Annotated in this window: 19 protein-coding genes; 8 read left to right on the forward strand and 11 right to left on the reverse strand. The window is 72.2% G+C overall.

Annotated features, from left to right (window positions below; genetic code table 11):
- Window positions 1-78: 78 nt before the first annotated feature.
- The 3 genes from JAO84_RS03430 to JAO84_RS03440 are packed head-to-tail and all read left to right on the forward strand — an operon-like array spanning window position 79 to window position 5,074.
- The gene (locus JAO84_RS03430) at window positions 79-3,333 is read left to right on the forward strand and encodes a DUF4082 domain-containing protein (RefSeq protein ID WP_370410264.1); all 3,255 of its coding nucleotides are present in this window, start codon (window positions 79-81) and stop codon (window positions 3,331-3,333) included.
- A 34-nt stretch (window positions 3,334-3,367) separates the two neighbouring features.
- Entirely contained in the window at window positions 3,368-4,414 is a 1,047-nt protein-coding gene (locus JAO84_RS03435) for a glycosyltransferase family 2 protein (RefSeq protein ID WP_370410266.1), read from the forward strand.
- Between the two features lie 51 nt (window positions 4,415-4,465).
- Entirely contained in the window at window positions 4,466-5,074 is a 609-nt protein-coding gene (locus tag JAO84_RS03440; protein ID WP_370410268.1) for an acyltransferase, read from the forward strand.
- A gap of 37 nt (window positions 5,075-5,111) precedes the next feature.
- Here the strand turns inward: JAO84_RS03440 and JAO84_RS03445 are convergent, their stop codons facing one another.
- Complete coding sequence (locus JAO84_RS03445) at window positions 5,112-5,774, reverse strand: hypothetical protein (RefSeq protein WP_370410270.1); 663 nt, start codon at window positions 5,772-5,774, stop codon at window positions 5,112-5,114.
- 44 nt (window positions 5,775-5,818) lie between these two features.
- Between JAO84_RS03445 and JAO84_RS03450 the strand changes: the two genes are divergently transcribed.
- Both JAO84_RS03450 and JAO84_RS03455 read left to right on the forward strand, forming a co-directional pair.
- The gene (locus tag JAO84_RS03450) at window positions 5,819-7,888 is read left to right on the forward strand and encodes an O-antigen ligase family protein (protein WP_370410272.1); all 2,070 of its coding nucleotides are present in this window, start codon (window positions 5,819-5,821) and stop codon (window positions 7,886-7,888) included.
- Window positions 7,888-8,832, forward strand: a complete 945-nt coding sequence (locus tag JAO84_RS03455; RefSeq protein WP_370410274.1) for a glycosyltransferase family 2 protein — start codon at window positions 7,888-7,890, stop codon at window positions 8,830-8,832. Before JAO84_RS03450 ends, JAO84_RS03455 begins: the two co-directional genes overlap by 1 nt.
- Here JAO84_RS03455 and JAO84_RS03460 read toward each other — a convergent pair.
- From JAO84_RS03460 to JAO84_RS03500, 9 genes are all read right to left on the reverse strand, one after another.
- Complete coding sequence (locus JAO84_RS03460) at window positions 8,811-9,605, reverse strand: glycosyltransferase family 2 protein (protein WP_370410276.1); 795 nt, start codon at window positions 9,603-9,605, stop codon at window positions 8,811-8,813. The two genes, JAO84_RS03455 and JAO84_RS03460, sit on opposite strands and share 22 nt — an antisense overlap.
- On the reverse strand, window positions 9,605-10,267 hold the full coding sequence (locus tag JAO84_RS03465) for a class I SAM-dependent methyltransferase (RefSeq protein WP_370410277.1): 663 nt from the start codon (window positions 10,265-10,267) through the stop codon (window positions 9,605-9,607). Before JAO84_RS03465 ends, JAO84_RS03460 begins: the two co-directional genes overlap by 1 nt.
- A gap of 129 nt (window positions 10,268-10,396) precedes the next feature.
- Window positions 10,397-11,437: a hypothetical protein gene (locus tag JAO84_RS03470; protein ID WP_370410279.1), complete on the reverse strand. Its 1,041-nt coding sequence runs from the start codon at window positions 11,435-11,437 to the stop codon at window positions 10,397-10,399.
- 1 nt (window position 11,438) lies between these two features.
- Window positions 11,439-12,986, reverse strand: coding sequence for an oligosaccharide flippase family protein (locus JAO84_RS03475; RefSeq protein WP_370410281.1), 1,548 nt, complete (start codon window positions 12,984-12,986; stop codon window positions 11,439-11,441).
- Between the two features lie 17 nt (window positions 12,987-13,003).
- Complete coding sequence (locus tag JAO84_RS03480; RefSeq protein ID WP_370410283.1) at window positions 13,004-13,828, reverse strand: chain length determinant protein; 825 nt, start codon at window positions 13,826-13,828, stop codon at window positions 13,004-13,006.
- Between the two features lie 117 nt (window positions 13,829-13,945).
- A complete protein-coding gene (wecB, locus tag JAO84_RS03485; protein WP_370410285.1) occupies window positions 13,946-15,061 on the reverse strand; it encodes a non-hydrolyzing UDP-N-acetylglucosamine 2-epimerase in 1,116 nt (371 codons plus the stop codon).
- Between the two features lie 5 nt (window positions 15,062-15,066).
- Window positions 15,067-16,326, reverse strand: coding sequence for a nucleotide sugar dehydrogenase (locus tag JAO84_RS03490; protein ID WP_370416640.1), 1,260 nt, complete (start codon window positions 16,324-16,326; stop codon window positions 15,067-15,069).
- Window positions 16,326-17,138: a WecB/TagA/CpsF family glycosyltransferase gene (locus JAO84_RS03495; protein ID WP_370410287.1), complete on the reverse strand. Its 813-nt coding sequence runs from the start codon at window positions 17,136-17,138 to the stop codon at window positions 16,326-16,328. The genes JAO84_RS03490 and JAO84_RS03495 overlap by 1 nt, the downstream gene beginning before the upstream one ends.
- Window positions 17,135-18,343 (reverse strand): hypothetical protein, encoded by a 1,209-nt coding sequence (locus tag JAO84_RS03500; RefSeq protein WP_370410288.1) that lies wholly within the window; start codon window positions 18,341-18,343, stop codon window positions 17,135-17,137. The genes JAO84_RS03495 and JAO84_RS03500 overlap by 4 nt, the downstream gene beginning before the upstream one ends.
- A gap of 471 nt (window positions 18,344-18,814) precedes the next feature.
- Between JAO84_RS03500 and JAO84_RS03505 the strand changes: the two genes are divergently transcribed.
- The 3 genes from JAO84_RS03505 (at window position 18,815) to JAO84_RS03515 (ending at window position 22,480) form a co-directional block, all read left to right on the forward strand.
- Window positions 18,815-20,107, forward strand: coding sequence for an MFS transporter (locus tag JAO84_RS03505; RefSeq protein WP_370410290.1), 1,293 nt, complete (start codon window positions 18,815-18,817; stop codon window positions 20,105-20,107).
- A gap of 5 nt (window positions 20,108-20,112) precedes the next feature.
- Window positions 20,113-21,141, forward strand: a complete 1,029-nt coding sequence (locus tag JAO84_RS03510; protein ID WP_370416641.1) for a TolB-like translocation protein — start codon at window positions 20,113-20,115, stop codon at window positions 21,139-21,141.
- A 154-nt stretch (window positions 21,142-21,295) separates the two neighbouring features.
- On the forward strand, window positions 21,296-22,480 hold the full coding sequence (locus tag JAO84_RS03515) for a hypothetical protein (RefSeq protein ID WP_370410292.1): 1,185 nt from the start codon (window positions 21,296-21,298) through the stop codon (window positions 22,478-22,480).
- A gap of 4 nt (window positions 22,481-22,484) precedes the next feature.
- On the opposite strand, the gene JAO84_RS03520 is transcribed toward JAO84_RS03515, so the two are convergent.
- Window positions 22,485-23,075, reverse strand: coding sequence for a HutD family protein (locus tag JAO84_RS03520; RefSeq protein WP_370410294.1), 591 nt, complete (start codon window positions 23,073-23,075; stop codon window positions 22,485-22,487).
- Window positions 23,076-23,093: the final 18 nt, after the last annotated feature.

Raw genomic sequence — 23,093 nt, forward strand, 5'->3', positions numbered from 1 at the left:
CGGCCCCCAGCGGCCCGCTCCCCCACCCCCGGCCGCTCGGGCCGGGACCTGCACTGCCCGTGAAAGGTACGTACAGCGATGCAGAACCCCATCCGCCGGGCCAGAGGCGCCGTGTTCGCCCTGGCCGCGGCGCTGACCGCGATATTCCTGCCGGCGAGCGGGCAGGCGAGTGCCGTCGCCGACCCGTGCGGCACGGGCAGCAACCCGATCGTCTGCGAGAACTCCAAGCCGGGCACGCCGATGTCCGACTGGTTCGCCGGCAGCTCGTGGGGGGACATCGCCGGTTTCCCCACCAAGGCGAGCCTGCAGGCCGGTGAGACGCTGCAGTTCAAGGTGCAGTCGCCGTCCTCGTTCCATGTGAAGATCTACCGGCTCGGCTGGTACGGCGGCGACGGCGCCCGGCTGGTCTCCACGCCGGCGCAGGCCGCGCAGACCTACCCGGCGACGTACACGAACACCCGGCCGAGCTGCGCGAAGGACGCGCCGACGGGTCTGATGGACTGCGGCAACTGGGCGGCCAACGCGAGCTGGACGGTGCCGGCCGACGCGGTCTCCGGTCTCTATGTCGCCAACTTCGACCAGGCGGACGGCAACGGCCTCATGCCGTACCCCTTCGTGGTGCGCAACGACGCCAGCCACTCCGAGGTCCTCGTGCAGACCTCCGACCAGACCTGGCAGGCGTACAACGACTGGGGCGGCACCAACCTGTACGACGGGCAGGGCCCGGCGCCCGACGGGCGTGCGTACAAGGTGAGTTACAACCGGCCGATGGACATCGGCGGCGAGAACGGCATCTACGGCTCCGAGTACGAGATGATCGCGTGGCTGGAGCGCAACGGCTACGACCTGAGTTACGTCACGGGCCTGGACACCGCCACGCGGGGCGCCCAACTCCTCGCCGGGCACAAGATGTTCATGTCCCACGGGCATGACGAGTACTGGACGCAGGAGCAGTTCACCAACGTCCTCAACGCGCGCAAGGCCGGCCAGCACCAGACCTTCTTCGCGGGCAACGAGATCTTCTGGAAGACCCGTCTCGAACCGAGCATCGACGGCAGCAACACCCCCAACCGGACGCTGGTCTGCTACAAGGAGACCAAGCTCAAGTTCCCGGTGCCGAACGGCGTTCCGGACCCGAGCAATGTGTGGACCGGCACCTGGATGGACCCGGACAGCACCAAGGAGGGCGAGCCGTACCGGCCGCAGAACATCCTCACCGGCTCGATGTTCCAGGTGAACGGCTCCCGCAACGACGCCATCACCGTCCCGGCCGCGTACGGCAAGATGCGCCTGTGGCGCAACACCTCGGTCGCCGGGCTCACCGGCAGCCAGGTCGCGACCTTCCCGGCCGGCACCCTCGGCTACGAGTGGGACAGCGACGTGGAGAACGCCAGCCGCCCGTCCGGTGAGATCCGGATGTCCTCGACCACCGTCGACATCGCCGACGGCAAGTACCTGATGGACTGGGGCAACACCTACGGCAACGGCACCGCCACCCACAGCCTGGTCGCCTTCCGCGACCAGACGTCCCACGCCCTGGTCTTCGGCACCGGCACCGTGCAGTGGTCCTGGGGCCTGACCAACGTGCCGACGGCCGACCCGGACGGCGGCGTGGTCACCGAGGACAAGCGGATGCAGCAGGCGACCGTGAACATCCTCGCCGACATGGGCATCCAGCCGAAGACCCTGCAGTCCGGCCTCGTCGCGGCCACCGCCTCCACCGACACCACAGGCCCGGCGGTCACCGTCACCAGCCCCGCGCCGAACGCCTCCGTCCCGGCCCTGCGGCAGATCACCGTGACCGGCACCGCGGCCGACACGGGCGGCGGCGTCGTGGCCCGCGTCGAGGTCTCCACCGACGGCGGCACCACCTGGAAGGCGGCCCAGGGCACCGGCTCCTGGAGCTACAAGTGGACCCCGATCGCCCAGGGCCCGGTGCAGCTGAAGGTCCGTGCCGTCGACGACAGCGTCAACATCGGCGCCGTCACGACCGTGCCGCTGACCGTGTCCGAGCAGGAGTGCCCGTGCACGGTGTGGCCCGCCTCGGCCGCCCCGGACATGGTCAACGGCGGCGACGGCAGCTCCGTCGAGCTGGGCGTGAAGGTGCGCAGCTCGGTCCCGGGCACCATCACCGGCGTCCGCTTCTACAAGTCGGCCGCCAACACCGGCACCCACAAGGGCAGCCTGTGGTCGGCCGGCGGGCAGCTCCTCGCCACCGGGTTTTTCACGGGTGAGACGGCGTCGGGCTGGCAGGAGCTGAAGTTCGCCAGCCCGGTGCCGGTGAAGGCCAACACCACCTATGTCGCCTCGTACTTCGCGCCGAACGGCGGCTACTCCTACGACGCGCACTACTTCACCGACAAGGGCGCGGGCCTGGCCCCGCTGACGGCGCTGCAGTCCGGCACGGACGGCGGGAACGGCGTCTACAAGTACGGCGGCGCGAGCCTGTTCCCGTCGCAGGAGTCGGCGGGCAGCAACTACTGGGTGGACGCGATCCTGGAGACCGGCTCGGCCTCCACCGCGCCGCCGGTGGTCACCGCCCGCACCCCCGCGGCCGGCGCGACCGGGGTGGCGATCACCAGCCCGCTGTCGGCGACCTTCAACCAGAGCATCGACGCGAGCACCCTGGTGTTCACCGTGAAGGGACCCGGCGGCACCGCCGTCCCGGGCAGCGCCGCCCTCGACGGCGACGGGAAGACCGCCGCCTTCGCGCTCGGCAGCCAGCTCGCCCTCGGCACCACGTACACGGTGTCGGTGCAGGCCGCCGACCTGTGGGGCAACGCCATGCCCGATCCGGTGACCTGGACCTTCACCACCAGCGCCACCCCGCCGGCGGCGAACTGCCCGTGCACCCTGTGGAGCCCGGAGACCGTGCCCGCGAAGACCGCGGAGACCGGTGACGGGAACTCCCTGGAGCTCGGCACCCGCTTCCGGTCCGCGCTGAACGGCAAGGTCACCGGCGTCACCTTCTACAAGGGCGCGACCAACACCGGCACCCACACCGGCAGCCTGTGGACGGACGACGGCACCCTGCTCGCCACCGGCACCTTCACCGGCGAGACCGCCTCCGGCTGGCAGAAGCTGACCTTCACCACCCCGGTGGACATCACGGCGGACACCACCTATGTGGTGTCGTACCACGCGCCGAACGGCAACTACGCCGCCGATCCTCAGTACTTCACCGGGGCGCGGCTCAACTACCCGCTGTCCGGCCTCGCGGACGGCAGCGGCAGCGCCAACGGCCTGTACCGGTACGGCGCTTCGAGTGCCTTCCCGAACAGCTCCTACAACTCCACCAACTACTGGGTCGCTCCGGTCTTCACGACCAACTGACCCACCGGCCGAACGAAATCGGGGAACGCACCACATGAGCTCTGTCAGCGTCGTGATCCCCTGCTACAAGTACGGCCACTTCCTGGCCGACTGCGTACGCAGCGTGCTCGACGAGCAGCCCGGCCTCGACGTGCGGGTGCTGATCATCGACGACGCGTCCCCCGACGACTCGGCGGAGGCGGCCAGGAAGCTGGCCGCCTCCGACCCGAGGATCGAGGTGCGGGTCCACGAGCGCAACAAGGGCCATATCGCCACCTACAACGAGGGCCTGCTCGAGTGGGCGGACGGCGACTACGTCGTGCTCCTGTCCGCCGACGACCGGCTGGTCCCCGGGGCGCTGGTGCGGGCCGTCGCCCTGCTCGACGCCCACCCGGAGGCCGGCTTCTGCTACGGCCGGCCGCTGCGGTTCCAGCACGGCGGGCCGCTCCCCGCGGCCCGTACGGAGTCCACCGGCTCCGTGGTCTACCCGGGCCACTGGTGGCTGGAGCGGCGCTTCCGCGAGGGCACCGGCTGCATCACCTCCCCGGAGGTGGTGGTCCGCACCAGCCTGCAGCGGAAGGTCGGCGGCTACGACCCCGAGCTGCCGCACGCCGGCGACATCGAGATGTGGATGCGGCTCGCCTCGCACGCCGACGTGGGCTATGTCCGGGGGGCCGACCAGGCCTTCTACCGGGTGCACGGCAACAACATGTCCACCACCGACTTCGGCGGGCAGCTCGACGACATCCGGCAGCGCCGGGCCGCCTTCACCGCGGTCCTCGACAAGTGCGCCGACCAGCTGCCGCAGGCCCGCCGGCTCGCCGGGCTCGTCGACACCCGCCTGGCCCGCCAGGCACTGCGGCGGGCCTACCGGGCCTACGACCGGGGCCGCACCGACGTCGTGCCCGTCGAGGAGCTGGTGGCCTTCGCCCGCGAGTGCCGGCCGGACGCCGAGACGCTCCCGGAGTTCCGGGCGCTGCGGCTGCGCCGCCGGATCGGCGCCCGCGTCATGCCGTACCTCCAGCCGCTGATCCTGTCCGCCGTGGCCGAGCGGGGCCGCGAGTGGCTGTGGTGGCGGTCCTGGAAGCGCCGCGGCATCTGAGCCCCAGCACCATCCCGTACACCACCCCGTACACCGAGGAAAGGCAGCACCGTGAACCACCGGGTCCAGCCGACCGCGCAGGTCGACGAGAAGGCCGTCGTCGGCGCCGGCAGCAGCGTGTGGGAACTCGCCCAGATCCGTGAGGACGCCCGTCTGGGCGAGAACTGTGTGATCGGCCGGGGCGCCTACGTCGGTCCCGGCGTGACCCTGGGCGACAACTGCAAGCTGCAGAACTACGCCCTGGTGTACGAGCCCGCGGTGCTCGGCGACGGCGTCTTCGTCGGCCCGTCGGCGGTGCTCACCAACGACCACAACCCGCGTGCCGTGGACCCCGAGGGGCGACTCAAGCGGGGCGGCGACTGGGAGCCGGTCGCCGTGGTGATCGGCGACGGCGCGGCCATCGGGGCCCGCTCGGTGTGCGTGGCGCCGGTGACCATCGGCCGCTGGGCGCTCGTCGCCGCCGGTTCGGTGGTGACCGCCGACGTCCCCGACTTCGCCCTGGTCATGGGCGTCCCGGCGCGTCAGGCGGGCTGGGTCGGGAAGGCGGGCGTACGGCTTACCGCGCGCCCGGACGCGCCCGGCCTGTGGGAGTGCCCGGAGACCGGCGCGCTGTACGAGGAGCGGGACGGCCGGCTCACGGAGCACGGTGCCGGGCGCTAGCACCCTGCCCGCCCCCGCCCTGGCCACCCTGCCCGGTCTACCCGGTCTGCCCGGTCTGCCCGGCCTCCTGGCGGCGGCGCCGGCCTGCCGCGTACCGCTCGGTCCACAGCGCGCAGACCACCCCGGCGAGGGTGCCGAGCGCGCCCACCCCGGCGTAGGCCCGGGTGCGGTTGGGCGGCAGGGCGACGGTGCCGGGGCGGTTGACCAGGTCGACGGTGAGCAGGGTGCCGGCCGGCACCTTCTGCTCGGCCTGGAGGGCCTGCAGATGCCGCTCGTAGACGTCGATGACCACCTGCACCACACGGTCGGCCTCTTCGGGCGCGGTCTGCTCCGCCTCGACCTGCAGGGTGGGGATCGAGTAGTACGGGGTGGCGCTGGTGCCGCTGTTGCGCGGGGTGAGGCGGTAACTGCCGTGCGCCCCGGCCGCCTTCAGCTCGGCGCGCCCGGCGGGCGACTGGAGCCGCTGCACGACCACGTAGGACACCATCGCCAGCGAGGGCTGGAGGTTGGTGAGCTGGTTGGGCTGGTTGTCGGTGCGCGGCGGTTTCACCACGAGCACCGCGGAGCTCTGGTAGCGCGGCGCGGGCCGCAGCGCCGGGTAGCAGGCGGCGGCCGTGACGAGCGCGGCGAGCAGCAGGACGTACCAGCGGCGCAGCAGCGCGCGGGCCAGCCCCTCGGGTGTCAGCACGTCTCTGTCCATCAGCACCGATACTGGCAGCACCGAGGGGAACCGGGGGAGGGTTCGTGAGCATCGCCGAGATCTTCCGCGTGCTGGGCCGGCGTTGGTACGTGACGGTGCCGATGGTGCTGCTCAGTCTGCTCGCGGGAGGCTACCTCTACACGACGGTCCCCGTGACGTACGAGTCGCAGAGCCAGCTCGCGCTGCTCAACTCCAGCCGGGTGGCCCGGCCGGCGCCGAGCTACGGCAACACCCTGGCGTACGCGAGCGGTTCGCTGATCGGGACGGCCGACGTCCTGATCCGGGCGCTGCAATCGGCGGAGACCGTACAGGAGTTGCGCGGGCACGGGATCACCGACGAGTACGCGGTGGACTTCGCCGCCCAGGCGGAGGGGCCGCTGCTGACCCTGACGGTCAAGGGCGACGACCGGGACCGGGTGCTCGCCGAGACCCGCCGGCTCACCGACTACGCGGCGGAGCAGCTGCAGCAGTTGCAGGAGCAGGCCCGGGTGCCGGACGGCTACTACGTGGAGTCGGCGCGGATCGTGCCGGCGCAGAAGCCGGTGTCGCAGCCCAAGTCCCGCTATCAGAAGGTCGCCGCGGTCGTCGTGTTCGGCGTCGCGGGCGGCTTCGTGCTCGCCTTCGTGGTGGAGATCTGCTCGGCGGCCCGGCGGCGGGCGCGGGGGCTCGCCGGGTTCCATGACGCGCCGCCGGTGCCGCGGCCCGGGGCGGGGCGGCTGCGGCGGCTGCTCGACCGGCCGCTGGACGCGGCGGCGGTGCTCACCGGCTATCTGGCCCTCGCGCTCTTCCTGCCGTCCAATCTGGCCCTTCCGGCGCTCGGCGGCGCCGGCACTCCGGCGAACGTGTTCGCGCTGCTCGGCCTCTTCTGGTACCTGGCGACCTGGTGCCTGGGCCGGATCGCGCCCGCGCCGGGCACCCGCCCGATGCGGGTGGTGATGCTGGTGCTCACCGTCACCGTGCTGCTCTCGTACATCACGAACCAGGACCGGATCAGCACCCAGAAGGAGATCCTGGCGGCCGACCGGGGCCTGATCGTGCTCCTGGTGTGGGTGTCGCTCGTGGTCCTGACGACGGCCGGGATCCAGGACCGGGAGCGCCTGGACGTGCTGCTCCGCCGGCTCGTGGTGATGGGATCCGTGGTCGCGGCGCTCGGCCTGTACGACTTCTTCACCGGCACCAACATCGCCGACTCGCTGCGCGTCCCGGGCCTCAACTCCAGCACGGCGAGCGTCAGCGTGATGGACCGCGGCTCGTTCACCCGGCCGCGCTCGCTGACCGCGCATCCGCTGGAGTTCAGCGGAATGCTGGCGATCCTGCTTCCGTTCGCGATCTGGCACGCCTTCGACCCGGCGCGCGAGCACCTGGGCCGGTTCAAGCGCTGGGCGCCGGTGGTGCTGCTCGGCGGCGGGCTGCCGCTGACGGTGTCCCGGACCTCGATCATCGGGGTCGCGGTGGTGGTGCTGATCATGGTGCCGCGCTGGAAGCCGCAGCGGCGCTGGACGGCGATCGGGATCCTGTTCGGGGCGGTCGCGGTGTTCAAGGTGCTGGTGCCGGGCCTGATCGGCACCATCACCGGACTGTTCTCGGGGAGCCTCAACAACGCGGACAGCAGCACCCAGGCCCGCACCATCAAGTACCCGAAGATCTACGAGTACTTCGTGCAGGACCCGGTGTTCGGGCGGGGCTTCGGCACGTTCACACCGGAGCGCTACTTCTTCACCGACAACCAGTATCTGCTGACGGTGGCGGAGCTGGGCGCCCTGGGCGTCGCCTGTCTGCTGCTCCTGGGCCTGGCCGGGGTGCACAACGGCGGGGCGCTGCGGCGGCTCGCGCGCACCGAGTCGGACCGGGAGCTGGGGCAGGCGTTCTTCGCCTCGTCGATGGTCGCCCTGGTGATCAGCGCGACCTTCGACACGCTGAGCTTCCCGATGTTCGCGGGCGTGTTCTTCCTGCTGATCGGCCTGGGCGGCAGCGCTCTGGGCTTCGTACGGCGCGAGGCGGACGCGACGCCCGCGTCACCGGCGGATCCTGGGTCACCGTCGGCGCCCGAACCGCCCGCGTCGCCCGCGCCCTCCGCCCTTACCCCTGACTCCTCTCGTCTCGTGGAGATCTGATGCATCATCACACCCGCGCCGCCACCGGGCCCCTCGCCGTCCTGGTCGTCACCTGGAACAGCGCCGCCGTCCTGCCCGGCTTCCTCGACTCCCTGGCGGCCGGGATGAAGGGGCTCGACTGGCGACTGGTGGTCGCCGACAACGCCTCCTCCGACGACACGGTCGGCGTGGTCCGCGCCCTGGCCCCGGACGCCACCGTCGTGGAGACCGGTCGGAACGGCGGCTACGCCTTCGGCGTCAACGCGGCCCTGCGCGCCGCGGACCGCTGGGCGGACGGCTACCGGGCGGTGCTGATCTGCAACCCGGACATCCGGATGGCCGAGGGTTGCGCCGCCACCCTCGTCGAGGCCCTGGGCACCCCACTGCCGGACGGCTCCCGGATCGGCATCTCGGTGCCGCTCCTGTACGAGGAGGACGGCGCCCTGATCCACTCGCTGCGCCGTGAGTCCAGCCTGAGCCGCGCCCTGGGCGAGGCGGTGCTCGGCAACCGGCGGGCCGGGCGCTTCCCGCGGCTGAGCGAGCTGGTCACGGCGCCGGCCGCCTACCGGGCCCGGACGACGGCGGATTGGGCCACCGGCGCCCTGATGGCGCTCTCCCGGGAGTGCGTCACGGCCTGCGGGCCCTGGGACGAGTCGTTCTTCCTCTACTCCGAGGAGACCGAGTACTGCCTGCGGGCCCGCGACCGTGGTCTCGCGACCCGGCTCGAACCGGCTGCACTCGCCACCCATCTGGGCGGGGACTCGCGGGTGTCGCCGCGCCTGTGGTCGCTGCTCTGCGTCAACCGGGTGCGGCTCTACCGGCGGCGCCACGGCGCGGCGGCGACGGCCGCCTTCCGGGGCGCGGTGCTGCTGCGCGAGCTGTCCCGGGCGGCGCTCGGGCGGGCGCCGGCGCGGGCCGCCGTGGGAGCCCTGCTCGGGGCTCCTCAGTCCTTCCAGGAGGTGTAGAAGCTGCCCGGGTTCACCAGATAGCGCACGGTGGGCCGGGGCAGATGGACCACCCGGTGCCCGCGCGCGTACCGCCGGATCAGCTCCCAGTCCTCGCGGGGCAGCACCTCGGGGGTGCGGCGGAGCCGGCTGAAGCGGAGGGCCGGGGTCCGGCGGGCGACGAAGGCGTTGGTGTCGAGGAAGGCCCGGTGGGCCGCGTCACGCCGGTCGAAGGGCACGGACAGGACGTCCATGTCGGTGCCGTCCGGGCGGACCCGGCGCAGCGCCGTGTAGACGCCGTCGGGGCCGCCCGGCTCCTCCAGGGCGGCGAGGGCCGACTCCAGGTGGTCGGTCTCCCACAGGTTGTCGTCGTCGAGGAAGGCGACGTACGCGGAGGAGGTCAGCCGGATCCCGACGTTGCGCACCACCCCCGCCACGCCCGTGTTCCGGGCGAGCGAGACCGCGAAGAGGCGGGGGTCGTCGGGGAGTTCGGGCGGCAGACCGGCGCCGTCGTCGACGACGATGACGACCTGGTCGCGCACGGTCTGGCCGAGCGCCGAGGCCACCGCCCGCAGCAGCGCCTCGGGGCGCCGGTGGGTGGCGATGACCGTGGCGACCCGGGCCTCGGGCCGGTGCCCGAGCCGCCGGGCGAGGCGCGTGGTCTCGGCGTCCTCCACCCGCCGGAGCCGGCGGGCGGTGGGCGCGAGCAGCACCTTGTTGCGCAGCTCGTACAGGACGAGCCAGCCGAAGCGCCGCTTGAGCAGCTCCCAGGGGGCGCGCAGGAGCCGGCGCATCAGGCTCGGACGCGGACGGCCGTGAGGGACTTGGTGAGGCCCGCGACCCGCTCGCTGAGGATCACGGAGCGGGGGAAGAGATGGCGCATCTCGGTGCGGGTGAGCAGCTCGATGTTGACGACGGCGTCCATGGCCTCCTCGGCGTTGCCGGGGCGGCTGTGGGTGAGCGGCCAGTGCCGGATCAGCCGGGTCTGGGCGGCGAGCGGCAGGAACTGGAAGCCGGGGGCGAGGAAGTGGGGTTCGACCGGGAAGTAGCGGTAGGGGGTCTGCACCCAGTGCAGCGGGGCGAGCTTCTCGATGGCGGTGACGAAGCGGCGGCGCTGGCTCGGGCCGCCGACGTGCTCGATGGTCGAGTTGGACACCACGAGGTCGAAGGTGCCGAGCCGGTCCGGGATCTCCGGCTCGGTCACGTCGGCGATCTCCGCGCTGATCCAGTCCGGCAGTTCGGCCGGGTGCGCCTCCAGGTTCACCAGGTGCACGTGCTTCGGACGCAGCGGCGAGCGCAGCCAGTTGTCGGCCGTGCCGCCGAGGTCGACCACCCGCAGCTCCGCGATGCCCGGGAAGCAGGACCGGAACCGCTCCCAGCGGGCCGCGCGGAAGCGTTCGCCGAGCGAGTCGGGCGCGTCGACGAATCGGTTGCGGAGGGCACGGATGCCGGACATCGCATCAACCACCTGGTGTTCGGGAAGGCGGGGTGGGGTCGTGGCCCACCGTAGTGCCCGATGAGGGGATTTATCAGGTCGATGCCCGGAACGTGACCTCGCACTTTCCGAACGGCCGGGCGGCATCGGTCAGTTCGGCGGTGGCGGGTTCACGGGGGTGCCGTCGGCCATCCGGTTGCCCCGCCAGACGTTGCCCTTTCCGGTGGGGTTCCAGTAGGAGACGGGGCCGTACTTGCCGCCCGCCGGGTAGTACTGCGGCGAGAAGACGTTGTCGGTGACCTCGATGCCCGAGGAGTCCTTGCCGCCCGCGTAGAGCGTATAGGCGCCGCCCGCCAGCCAGTTGTCGTGGACGACGGTGCCGGTGACCGGCGCGCTGTCGGCGAACAGTCCGACGGCGGCGGAGGCGCCCTTCTCGACGGGTGTCGGGTTGAGCAGCGTGTTGTGACGGATGGTCAGCTTGCCCTTGCCTCCGCCATTGCTGATGACGGCGTTGGTGTGCTGCCATTCGCCGTCCAGGTTCTTGAACGGGACGATGTCGTGCACGTAGTTGTCGTGGATCTCGCCCTGGCCCATGGAGAGGGCGTCGCCGAAGACCGAGATGTCGCAGTAGCCGATCTCGATCGAGCTGGTGGACATGTTGGAGACCGCGTAGTCCGAGCCGCCGTTGTTCAGGCCCTTGCCGGGCACGGCGGTGATGGTGGTGTGGAGGATCTTCAGGCCGGAGAAGCCGGGGCGCAGGTTGATGCCCCACCAGTTGGTGGAGGTGATCCGGCTGTCGACGACGGTGACGTTGTTGGCGTAGATATCGAGGGAGCCGGTGATGTCCCAGCCGCGGATGACGGTGCCGTCGGTGCGGATGGCCGCGTTGCCGGTGCTCTGCGGGGTGAGCGTGGCGGTACGGGGGCCGGTGGTGGTCTCGTCCGGGTAGCCGCAGTCGCGGGGCCGCGCGCAGCCCTTCGGAGCGGCCGGCTTGCCGTCGTCGGCCTTCCCGGAGGGGCCGCCGTCGGCGCCGGGGGCGGTGATGGCGCGCGAGTCGCACAGCGCCGCACCGCCCAGGCAGAGCGCCTGCTGGCCGAGCCCGGTGAAGGTGAACAGGGCGAACAGCAGGACGGCGGCGAGCAGCGCCGCGCCGAGGGCCTTGCGGCGACGGGGTCGGGCCAGGGAACTCACCTCATCGTTCACGGGCCGGCTCGGCCGGCCGCTTCGGTGCCGGTACGGAAGGGGCGGCGCCCGTGTCCTCCGGCCGCCCGGTCCGGTCGCGGCCGAGCCGGGCGTGTGCGCCGCGCACCAGTGTGCGGGCGGGCAGCGCGCACACCGCGTAACACACCAGTCCGATGACACTGGTGGCGCACACGGCGAGCGCCCCCTCCCCCAGTCGCTGCCGCAGTACCGCCAGGACCAGGGCCATGACGAGGCCGCCGAGCACCGGCCGTACGCACACCCGGACCAGGGCCCGGACGGCGACGCCGCCGCGCCGCAGGGCGAGCACGAAGACGGGCAGGACGACGGCTCCCGCGACGACCACATGGCCGGCGGCGACCGTCTCGATGCCGCCGGCCCGGGCCGCGAGGACGAGCACGGGCACCAGGGTGACCAGCCACAGGCCCTGGATGAGCAGCAGGGCGCGGCGCCGGCCGATCGCGACGAGACAGTCGTACGTGAGCTCGGCGGCGATCCTGGCCAGGCCGAGGGCCATCAGCCACGGCAGCGCCTCGGCGGCGGGCCGCCACTTCGCCCCGTACACGAGCTCGACCAGGGGTCCGGCGAGCGCGCCGAGCAGGACGCAGGCGGGCACGGTGGCGGTCATCAGCGCGCCGAGGGCGCGGGCGAAGCCGTCGGAGAGGGCCTTCGGGGTGTCGGCGAGCCGGGAGAAGCCGGCGAAGGACACCCGGCGCGCCGTCTCGGAGATGACCCGCACCGGCCAGCCCGCCATGTTGAAGGCGAGCATGTAGAAGCCGAGGGCGACATGGCCGAGGACGGCGCCGACGATCATCGCGTCGGCGTTGACCACGGCGAGCGAGAGGAGGCTGGCGCCGGCCAGCGGCAGGCCGAAGCGGAGCAGCGCCCGGGCCTGCTCGCGGTCCCAGCCGAAGCGGAGCATGCCCGGCGCGGCGAGCGCGCAGCCGGCCAGGGCGACCACGTTGCCGGCGACGGCGCCGCAGGCGAAGCTCATGGCGCCCCAGCCCTGGAGGGCGAGGACCAGGGTCACGGTGGTGCTGACGACGAAGTTCAGGGCGTCGACGATCATCCGGCGGCCCTGCCGGAACTCACGGGTGAGGACTCCGGCGGGCACCTGGGCCAGGCCGTCGAGGATCAGACAGAGGCACATCACCCGCAGGACGGCGGTGGCCTCGGGGGCGCCGAGGAGCGCGGCGACGCCGGGGGCGGCGGCGAACAGCGCGACGTAGAGCAGGGAGCTGGACAGGGCGCCGAGGGTGAGGACGGTGGGCGCGAAGCGCCGCACGTCGCCCTCCCAGCGCACGACGGCGAGGGTGACGCCGAGCTCGTTGGCGGCGAGCAGCACCATGAGGACGGTCTGGGCGACGCCGTACACGCCCCAGGCGGCGGGGTCGAGGACGTAGCGGACCAGGACGATGCCGGTGGCGAAGTTGCCGAGCCGCATCACCACGGTGTTGATCAGGCTCCAGCGGGTCGCGGAGCGGACCTTGGTGCCGAGGCCTTCTGGTGCTGCGGCAGGGGTGGCGGAGTCGTTCGCCATGGGTGGTGGGTGTCCCGTCACTTGGCCCAGGAGGGGGGTCGTTTGGCGGGGCGGCGCTCGGAGACGGGCAGGACGGGCAGCTGCACGGTGGGCTGGTCGAGCTGCTGGGGTACGGGAGCCCGGTCCTCGCCTTCGTCGCCTTCGGCCGCATCCGGGTCCGCGTCCGCGTCGGCGTCCGCCTCCGGTCCGGCTTCCGCCGCTTCGGCGGACGGCTCGGCGGCGAGGGCCCGCGCCTTGGCGCGGTCCTTGGCACGGCGCCGCGCCTCGGCGAAGAAGGTCGCCACGAGGCTGAGCACGATGCCGAGCCCTGCGGCCATGATCAGGTACTGGACCTTGGACTTCAGCTGGGGTTCGGGGTCCTGCGGCGGGACGATCGTGGTGATCCGGATCATGGCGTCCGGCGAGACCTTCTGGTCCGCCTGGAGGTCCTTGAGCCGCTGCGCGGTGAACGCCATGAGGGTCTTGTTCCCGGCCAGGACCGCGTCCCGGTCCCGGCCGGTCACGGTGAGCCAGAGCAGCGGTCCCTGCGCGTTGTCCGCGATCTTCGCCTCGTACTTCTCGCGCATCCCCTGGGTCTTCAACTCGGCGACGGAGGCGTCGGAGTTGACGTTGCGGGCGAGGCTGTCGGCCATGCCGGTGAGCGAGGGCTCCATGCTGAGGAAGGGGTTGCCGTCGGCCTCCGCGCCCTTGCGGGAGTTGAGCATCGCGACGGTGCTCTGCGACTCGTACGAAACGGGTACGAGCAGCCACGCGCCCACCGTGAGCCCGGCGGTGAGCAGAAGGCCGGGCAGCAGGACGTACCACCGCCGGCACATGACCCGGAAGATCTCTGCGAGGTCCATGGCATTCCCCCTTGCGCGCCCCCGTTCGGCGGCGGCTGCTCAACTGCCGTACCGCAGATGAGAATAGGTGGGATCGCGATCGAACGTGGGCTCTTCGCGATCACCACGTGCGGCGGTTCAGCGGCCGTCGGTGGGCCTGGGGCGGGTGGCGGCGGTGCCGCCGTCGAGGAGCACCCGGGCGATCCGCTCCCCGGCCCGGCCGTCCCACAGGGCGGGGCGGCGGGGCGGCGGCGGGTCGTCGAGGAGCTTCAGGGCGGTGGCGAGGATCCGGTCCGGGTCGCGGCCGGCGAGCACATTGGTGCCCTGCTCGACGGTGATCGGGCGTTCGGTGTTGTCCCGCAGGGTGACGCAGGGCACGCCGAGCGCGGTGGTCTCCTCCTGGACGCCGCCGGAGTCGGTGAGCACGATCCGGGCGCCGGCCTGGAGGGCGATGAAGTCGAGGTAGCCGGCGGGCGGGACGAGCCGGATTCCGCCCGGTGCCCCGATCGCGTCGATCTTCTCGGCGGCCCGGGGGTGCACGGGCAGCACCAGCGGACAGTGCGCGGCGACCTCGCCGAGGCCCTTGAGCAGGCCGGCGAGGATCTCCGGGTCGTCGACATTGGCGGGCCGGTGCAGGGTGACCAGTCCGTACGAGCCGGGGGTGAGGCCGAGGCCGGACAAGGTGTCCGAGGCCTTGGCCCGGTCGAGGTTGGCGAAGAGGGTGTCGATCATGACGTTGCCCACCACGTGGATCTGGTACTCGTGATAGCCCTCGGCGCGCAGGTTGTCGGCGGCGTCCTCGGACGGGGCGAGCAGATAGTCGCTGACCCGGTCGGTGGCGAGCCGGTTGACCTCCTCGGGCATCGACCAGTCGCGGCTGCGCAGGCCGGCCTCGACATGGGCGAGCAGCGGGCCGGCCTTGGCGGTGACGAGGGCGCAGGCGAGGGTGGAGTTGACGTCGCCGACCACGACCACGAGGTCCGGGGCGAGTTCGTCGACGAGGGGCTCGAAGGCGGTCATGACCCGGCCGGTCTGGGCGGCGTGGCTGCCGGAGCCGACGCCGAGGAAGCGGTCGGGCGGGCGCAGGCCCAGGTCCTGGAAGAACACGTCGTTCATGGCCGGGTCGTAGTGCTGGCCGGTGTGGACGAGGAAGGTCTCGGCGCCGTGCGCCTCCAGGGCGTCCAACACCGGTTTGATCTTCATGTAGTTCGGTCGCGCGCCGGCGACACAGATGATCCTCATGGGGGTCCGCATGGGGGTCAGAGCACCTCGATCCGGGGACCGCTCAGCCGGCGGCGGCAGTCGAGTACGTAGTCGGCGTGGGCCTCGACGAGGGCGTAGTCGAAGGCGTCGTGGTCGGTGAGGAGCACCACCGCGTCGGCGGCGGCGAGCTCGGCCTCGGTGAGTTCGACCCGGACGAGCCGGTTGTCGACCAGCTGGCCCTCGACGACGTGCGGGTCGGCGGCGCGGACCTCGGCGCCCATGTCCAGGAGGAGTTGGGAGATGCGGAGCGCGGGCGACTCGCGGGCGTCGCCGGTGTTCTTCTTGTAGGCGAGGCCGAGGAGCAGGATGCGGGAGCCGTTGACGGACCGCTTGCGGGTGTTGAAGGCGTTGACCAGGCGCCGGGTGACGTAGTCGGGCATGTGGTTGTTGATGTCGTTGGCGAGTTCGACGAAGCGGAAGCTCTGCCCGAGTTCGCGCTGCACCCGCCAGGACAGGTAGGAGGGGTCGATCGGCAGGCAGTGGCCGCCGACGCCGGGTCCGGGGGTGAAGCGCATGAAGCCGAAGGGCTTGCTGGAGGCGGCGTCGATGGCCTGCCAGACGTCGATGTCGAGGTGGCGGGCGAACATCGCTATCTCGTTGACGAGGGCGATGTTGACGTGCCGGAAGGTGTTCTCCAGGAGTTTGGCGAGCTCGGCCTCCTTGGGCGAGCCGACGGGCACGGTGGTCTCCACCAGGGCGTCGTAGAACTCCTGGACTGCCTTGAGGGAGCCGGCGTCCACTCCGGAGACGATCTTCGGGGTCTGCTCGAAGCCCCAGACCGGGTTGCCGGGGTCGATCCGCTCGGGGCTGTAGCCGAGGTGGAAGTCGGCGCCCGCGACGAGTCCGGAGCCCTCTTCGAGGAGCGGTCCGAAGAGCTCCTGGGTGGTGCCGGGGTAGGTGGTCGACTCCAGGATGACGGTGGCTCCTGGGCGCAGATAGCGGGCGAGGGCGCGGGCCGACTCCTCGATGTAGCGCAGGTCGGGGGTGCCCTCGTGCAGCGGGGTGGGCACGGTGACGACGGCGACGTCGAAGCCGCCGCAGTCCCGTACGGAGTCGCTGGCCCGGTAGGTCCCGGCGTCGAGCGCGGCGCGGATCCGCTCGGCGGAGACGTCCTCGACGTACGACTCCCCGGCGGCGAGGCTCTTCACCCGCTCGGTGTCCACGTCGTAGCCGATCACCTCGTGACCGGTCTCGGCGGCGCGGATGGCGAGCGGCAGTCCGACGTATCCCTGGCCCACGACGACGACGCGGCGCATCACGATTCCCCCCTGCTGGCGGTGCTGATCGACGGTGAGGCGGTACGGCCGAGCAGCAGCTCACGGCCGGTCATCAGGGCGAAGGAGACATTGGTGGTGAGGTAGCGGCGGCCGAGCCGGCGGGGTTCCTGCAGGGTGCGGTAGAGCCATTCGAGGCCGAGCCGCTGCCAGCGTTCGGGGGCCCGGCGGGTGACGCCGGCGAGCACGTCGAAGGAGCCGCCGACGCCGTGCACGAGCGCCACCTTGCTGCGCTCGCCGTAACCGGCGGTGAAGATCTCCTTCTTGGGCGAGGTCATGCCGAGGAAGAGCAGGTCCGCGCCGCCGGCGGCGATGGCGTCGGCGACGGCGGGCTGTTCGGCGTCGGCGAAGTAGCCGTTGCGGCTGCCCGCGACCCTCAGACGGGGGTGGCGGACGGCGATCCGGCGCAGCATCTCGTCCAGGACGTGCTGCTTGGCGCCGAGGAAGTAGACGGACAGGCCCTCGCGTTCGGCCTCGGCGAGCAGCCGGGTGAACAGGTCGATACCGGCGACCCGTTCGGGCAGCGGGCGGCGGAGCAGCCGGCTCGCCCAGACCACGGCCTGGCCGTCGGCGAGGACCAGGTCGCAGCCGGAGACGGCCCGGGCGAGGGCGGGGTCGCGGCGCATGTTGACCAGCTTGGCGGCGTTGACGACGCCGATCTCCAGGCGCTCGCCGACCCGGATCGCGGCGAGGCACCGGGCGACGGTCTGGTCCATGGTGAGGGCGTCGAGGGTGACACCGAAGAGGTTCTGACGCGGGGTGCTCGGGTGCGGGGTGTTCTGACGCGGGGTCATCTCTCGCCACTCCCGGGGAGCGCGCCGAGCCAGGCGAAGAGCATCCAGCCGAACTCGTACGGGCGGCACTCGCGGTCCACGGACGCGGGCTTGAACACGGCGTCGAGCGCCCCGAGCCGCAGGCCCGGCAGCAGGCGGGTGCTCAGGCCGCGAGCGGCGCGGACGGCCTTCTTCGGGTCGCCGCGGTAGACCTTGCGCCAGGTCACCCCGAGCTCGTCGAGGATCATCGGCTCGGCGGCGCCGGCGCGGGCGAGCTCGGGCACCTCGGTCATCCAGCGCAGTCCGCGGCGGATCGGCTCGCCGAAGTCGGTGCCGCCGGCCTCGGCGAGGTCGAGCAGCGCGGTGGGGGCCATGGCGTGCTGGTGCACGCTGTAGACGGGGTAGCCCTCGACGAGGGTGCCGCGGCGGGCGTCGTAATGCCACCACCACTGGCCGCCCTCGCCCTGGAGGGCGCAGATCCGGGTGGCGCAGGCGTCGGCGGCGGCCAGCGCCTGCGGGTCGTCGCCGCTCGCGTGGGCGCGGGCGAGCGCCTGCAGGGGGTACGTCTGGTCGGCGAAGCAGCCGATGTGGGCGCGGTACCAGGGGTTGAGGCCCGGCCCGGTGGCGTGCGGGAAGAGCGGGCTGCGGCCGATCCGGGCGCGCAGCAGCCGGTCGCGGGCGGCGGCGAGCCGCTGCTCGACGTCGAGGAGGGGACGCGCGGCGGCGAGCGCCGAGAGCACCCAGGCGGCCTCGACGGTGTACTGGGGCCGGCCGGGCGGGTCGAGGAGGGCGACCCGGTCGAGGGCGTCGGACAGCTTGGGGTGTCCGGTCTCGGCGGCGGCCCAGGCGATGAGCGCGGCGTCGCCGAGGTTCCGCACCCCGGGCAGCCGCTCGATCAGCTCCCCGGTGAACTCCTCGGCGGTGTGGCCGCCGAGCACCGCGCGCTGCCGGTCGGCGGGCAGGAAGCGCGCGCCGAGGGCGGTGATCGCCGCGTAGCGGATGCTGGTGCCCCGCTGATCCAGCTCGAAGGAGCCGGCGCCCGTGGGGCGCCCGGCGCGGGTGAAGACGAATCCGGCGCCGTTCGGCAGGAGCATCCGCGGAAGTCCGCGCTCCGCCACGGTGAGCAGTCGGGTGGCGAGTTCGTGGAGCGTTCCGTCGGCTCGGGAGAGCTTCGTCAGCCGTGAACTGTGTGGAATGTCGGGTGTGTTGGCAGGACGATCTGACACACCCACCCCCCTCGGGTCGGTCCGGTCCAGAGCGGCTGGTCCGGGTCGGCGTGTGAACGGCCCGGTGTGGGCGGGCCGTTGTGGTGCGGTGCTGAGCGATGAGAGCGGCGGGGGTGTGGTGAGGGGGACGGCCTTTCACGTGCGGGAGCGCGTCACGGCAGGCCGGGAAGGTCTCCTCCAACCCCCCGGGCGGCACCGCGCCCACGCGTCCGCTCGGTCACCCCGGTGGATCCCCATCCTCCGGACGTGCCGATCAGGTCCCCCTCGAACACCCCCTGGGCACAGCACGATGACTGCGCTCAACTCGCAGCGTACAACGGGAAGATAGGCGCACAACACGGTGACGATGAGGCCTTTCGCGGAATTGGTGGCAAGCAGCCGCGAAGCCGCACCGATCCTGCCGTTCCGCCGGGCGTCAGCCGTTACAGTGGGCGCGCGTCCACCCGTTCGACGAGGCTGGAGTCCTTGCCCGTGTACCTGGCCGATCGCTCCGCCCCGCGCGGGACCGCCACCGCGCAGGAACGTGTTCGCGGCACGGTACGGGCGGTCTCGCCGACCGTCTTCGCGCTCGGCGCGGTCAGCCTGATCACCGATGTCTCGACCGAGATGGTCACCGCCGTCCTGCCGCTGTACCTGGTCCTCGGGCTCGGGCTCAGCCCGCTCGGCTTCGGTGTGCTCGACGGCGTGCAGAACGGGGTGAGCGCCCTGGTCCAGCTGACCGGCGGCCATCTCGCCGACCGGGTGCGCAACCACAAGCTGGTGGCGGGGATCGGCTACGGCCTGTCGGCGCTGTGCAAGCCGCTGCTCCTCGTGCACCACATGGGCGCCCTGGGCGCGGCCCTCGCCCTGGACCGTACGGGCAAGGGCCTGCGCACCGCCCCGCGCGACGCGCTGATCTCGCTGTCGGCGCCGCCGGAGCGGCAGGGCCGGGCGTTCGGCGTGCACCGGGCGATGGACACCACCGGAGCGCTGCTCGGCCCGATGCTCGCCTTCCTCATCCTCGGTGTGGCGGCGGGGGGTTACGACGCGGTGTTCGCGGTCAGCGGGTGCGTGGCCGCGCTGGGTGTCCTGGTCCTGCTGCTTTTCGTACCGGGCGGGAAGAAGCAGGCACCGGAGGCGTCGGAGGCCGCGGCGGCGGCGCCGGTCGGGAAGGCCGATCTGCGGGCGGCCTTCGGGCTGTTGCGCACCCGGCGGCTTCGGGTGCTGTTCGGCTGCGCGGTGCTGCTCGGTCTGACGACGGTCAGCGACGCCTTCCTCTACCTCCTGGTGCAGCGCCGTACCGGAGTCGCCGAGCAGCTGTTCCCGCTGCTGCCGCTGGGCACGGCGACGGTCTTCCTGCTGCTCGCGCTGCCGCTCGGGCGGCTCGCGGACCGGGTGGGCCGGCGCACCGTCTTCCTGGCCGGCCACGCGGGGCTGCTCCTCGCGTACGCGCTGCTGCTGTGGGCCCCGGCGACGCCGGCCCTGCCGTACCTGGTGCTCGTGCTGCACGGCGCGTTCTACGCCGCGACCGACGGGGTGCTGCCGGCGGCGGTGGGCGCGGTGGTGCCGGAGCGGCTGCGGGCGAGCGGGCTCGCCCTGGTCGGCACCGGCCAGGCGCTCGCCCGGTTCTGCTGCTCGCTGGCGTTCGGCGCGGCGTGGGCGGCGTGGGGCGACGGGCCCGCGCTCGCCGCGGCGGCGGCCGGGCTCGCGTGCTGTGCGACGGCGGCGGGCGTGGCCCTGCGCCCGACCGCCCCTGCCTTGTCCTCGTCCCCGGGAGAGAAGTGATGGCCCTGACCCCGCTGCGCCGACTGCTGGTCCTGGCCGTCGGGGTGCTGCTGCTCGGGGGTGTCGGCGCCTGGTCGGTGCTGTCCGCCGCCGACCGAGCCGAGGAGGAGAACAAGCCGCGCCCGGGCGGCCCGGCGTTCACCGCGGGCCGGGTCACCCTCGACGAGCCGGGCCGCCTCGTCTTCCGCAACACGGCCGCCGGGCCGCAGCGCGACCACCTGGTGTCGGTGCAGGCCGACCGGGCGGCGGGCTCCGTCCGTACCGCCTCCGACCTGAGCTGTCTGCGCTTCCACTCGGCCGCGGGCACCGGTGTGTGCCTGCAGTCCACGACGGCCCTCGGCCGCCCCGCGTACCGCGCGCAGATCCTCGACGCGGGCCTGCGCACCGTGAAGAGCTATCCGCTCGCCGGCATCCCGAGCCGCGCCCGGGTCTCCCCCAGCGGGAAGCTGGCCGCCTGGACGGTGTTCGTGAAGGGCGAGTCGTACGGCACTGCCTTCTTCTCCACCCGCACCTCGATCCTGGACACCCGTGACTGGCAACTCACCCCGAACCTGGAGGAGTTCGCGATCACCCTGGAGGGGCGCCCGTACCGCAACCAGGACGTCAACTTCTGGGGCGTCACGTTCGCGACCGACGACGACACCTTCTACGCGACCCTGTCCACGGGCGACGACACCTATCTGGTGCGCGGCTCGGTGCGGGCCCGCGCGGTGACCACCCTGACGCGGAACGTGGAGTGCCCGTCGCTGTCCCCGGACGGCACCCGCGTCGCGTACAAGAAGCGGGTCCTCGGAACAGCCGCGCTGTGGCGCGAACACGTACTGGATCTGCGCACGTTGAAGTCCAACACGCTCGCCGAGCGCCGCAGCGTCGACGACCAGGCCGTCTGGCTCGACGACCACACCCTCGCCTACGCCCTCCCCGCCGACACCCGCCCCAACAGCAACGACACCTGGACCGTCCCCGCCGACGGCACCGGCACCCCGAAGCTCCTCTTCGAGGACGGCCAGGCCCCGCCGACGCCGGTCAACTGACCGGACGGTCCTGCGCCCGGTGGTTCCGCTGTTCACGTCCGGCTGACGGGCGCGCGAGGCGACGCGGTTTTCGATCACAGGATTAGCATGTGCACGCCATCGCACACGCCAACGGCACCGCACTGCATCGAAACAGTCACGACGGAACGGGACCATGCACTTCAAGCGGATCACCACCGCCCTCACCACCATCGCCGCACTGACCGCGCTCACGGCCTGCGAGGACACCGGCCACGACCGCACCGTCGAGGTGACCAGTCCGACCGCCATGCCGGGCAAGGGAACTGACGTCTCCTCACTGGAGCAGGCGCAGGCGTACGTGCAGGGTTACGCGTCCTGCGAGAAGATGGGGACGGATCCGAACGACTCGCGACTGCCGCTCACCGACCTCACGACGGTCGGGAAGTGGGCGGTGACCGAGCGGGGTGTGTGCAGCGACCGGGTCGAGCACGGCGAGTTGATCTTCTACCTGACCTCCGACATGAAGGCGTTCCAGGAGGGCTACAAGAAGCGGGTGTTGGACAAGATCGCGGCGGGCGAGGCCACGTACGGTCTCTTCAGCCGGGTGTTCGTCGGCAAGAACTTCGCCGTCACGCCGACGGAGACCAAGACCGCGCTCAAGCTGTCCCGTTCGGATCTGCGCATTCTCACCTGCAATCCGACGGCCACCGTGCCGGAGGGGTACAAGCGCGAGAAGGCCTTGGTCGACGGCTGCGTCCTGAGCGACTTCGTCGGCAGCGCGGACGGCTCCGGCAGCCCGAACTTCGAGGCGCCGCGCGATCCGGCCGCGGGCGACGAGCCGTCCGGCAAGCCGGGGCAGCCGGCCGAGGGAAGCCTGGGGCTGCCGCGCGCCGAGAGCCTGGACGAGCTGAAGAAGATGCTCCACCCGAACCACATCGACTGCGCGAACTATTCGACCGACCCCGACACCCTCGCGGTCGAGTCGATCGACTACCGGCCCGTCATCACCGGTGACCACCGCGCCTGGGGCGTCGAGGACCGCGCGTTGTGCGGCTACCCGGCGGGGGCGCAGCGCGCCCACGACCTCAACTGGATCGACACCGTCTACGACATGACGCTCCTTCAGAACCGGGCCAGGGACGCCCAGCGCGAGGACCTGAAGGACGACAACCGGCTCAGTTTCACGGCGAGCCTGCTGCTCGTCGGCCAGAACATCGCGGTGGAGACGAACGACCCGGCCGTCCGCAACGGCCTGTACCAGCTCCAGTTCCTCTACCTGAACTGCGAGCCGGGCTTCACCGCCCCTGCGGGCTACCGCCTGGAGAAGGCCAGTGCCGACGGGTGCGTCCTGACCAACTACGAGCCCGGCGGCAACTGAGGCCTCAGTTCGCTGCGGGCGTCACCGTGACCACGGCCGTCACACCGTCCACGCGGAAGGCGCCGGTCTGGCCTTCGCGGTCGAACAGGACCGCGTCGAAGCGCTCCAGGGTGCGGCCGGAGCCGGTCTCGGTGGCCGTGCCCGACAGCACGACGACCAGGGTCACGCCACCGGCCGCCGGGGCGGCGATCTCGAACGGCTCCCGGGTCGGCCGTACCTCCGCCGTGGCGGCCGTACGCCGGGTCATCACATTGAAGTCGACGAGCGGGCCGCCCAGGAGACGGCAGTCCGTGGCCGCGTCGCCGGAGAAGGCGAACGGCTGGTAGGCGGTGTCGACGAGGTGCGGGGTCCCGTCGATCGTCAGCTCCATGCCGGGGCCGTCGACGACCGTGATGATCCGGTCCACGCCCGGGAAGGCGGAGAACGGGCCGCCGGCCGCGACATCGGCGAGGCTGACCCGCCAGCTGAACTCGTCAAGACCCGCGTCGGCGGGCCCGGCGGCCACCTCGCGGGTCACACCACCGCCGTTGCGCCAGGGCGTCGCCGGCCGGTCTTGTGCCCTGAGCAGGTGTCCTGGGTGGCGTCCTGCGGTCATCTCGTCAGCTCCCGGTGC

The sequence above is a fragment of the Streptomyces fradiae genome (assembly GCF_041270065.1).
Taxonomy (GTDB): domain Bacteria; phylum Actinomycetota; class Actinomycetes; order Streptomycetales; family Streptomycetaceae; genus Streptomyces.

Excerpts from the sequence above, each read along its gene's own strand:
- JAO84_RS03430 (WP_370410264.1), top strand. The coding sequence starts at position 79 with ATGCAGAACCCCATCCGCCGGGCCAGAGGCGCCGTGTTCGCCCTGGCC.
- JAO84_RS03435 (WP_370410266.1), top strand. The coding sequence starts at position 3,368 with ATGAGCTCTGTCAGCGTCGTGATCCCCTGCTACAAGTACGGCCACTTC.
- JAO84_RS03445 (WP_370410270.1), bottom strand. The coding sequence starts at position 5,774 with ATGGACAGAGACGTGCTGACACCCGAGGGGCTGGCCCGCGCGCTGCTG.
- JAO84_RS03455 (WP_370410274.1), top strand. The coding sequence starts at position 7,888 with ATGCATCATCACACCCGCGCCGCCACCGGGCCCCTCGCCGTCCTGGTC.
- JAO84_RS03460 (WP_370410276.1), bottom strand. The coding sequence starts at position 9,605 with ATGCGCCGGCTCCTGCGCGCCCCCTGGGAGCTGCTCAAGCGGCGCTTC.
- JAO84_RS03465 (WP_370410277.1), bottom strand. The coding sequence starts at position 10,267 with ATGTCCGGCATCCGTGCCCTCCGCAACCGATTCGTCGACGCGCCCGAC.
- JAO84_RS03475 (WP_370410281.1), bottom strand. The coding sequence starts at position 12,986 with ATGGCGAACGACTCCGCCACCCCTGCCGCAGCACCAGAAGGCCTCGGC.
- JAO84_RS03480 (WP_370410283.1), bottom strand. The coding sequence starts at position 13,828 with ATGGACCTCGCAGAGATCTTCCGGGTCATGTGCCGGCGGTGGTACGTC.
- wecB (WP_370410285.1), bottom strand. The coding sequence starts at position 15,061 with ATGCGGACCCCCATGAGGATCATCTGTGTCGCCGGCGCGCGACCGAAC.
- JAO84_RS03490 (WP_370416640.1), bottom strand. The coding sequence starts at position 16,326 with ATGCGCCGCGTCGTCGTCGTGGGCCAGGGATACGTCGGACTGCCGCTC.
- JAO84_RS03495 (WP_370410287.1), bottom strand. The coding sequence starts at position 17,138 with ATGACCCCGCGTCAGAACACCCCGCACCCGAGCACCCCGCGTCAGAAC.
- JAO84_RS03515 (WP_370410292.1), top strand. The coding sequence starts at position 21,296 with ATGCACTTCAAGCGGATCACCACCGCCCTCACCACCATCGCCGCACTG.
- JAO84_RS03520 (WP_370410294.1), bottom strand. The coding sequence starts at position 23,075 with ATGACCGCAGGACGCCACCCAGGACACCTGCTCAGGGCACAAGACCGG.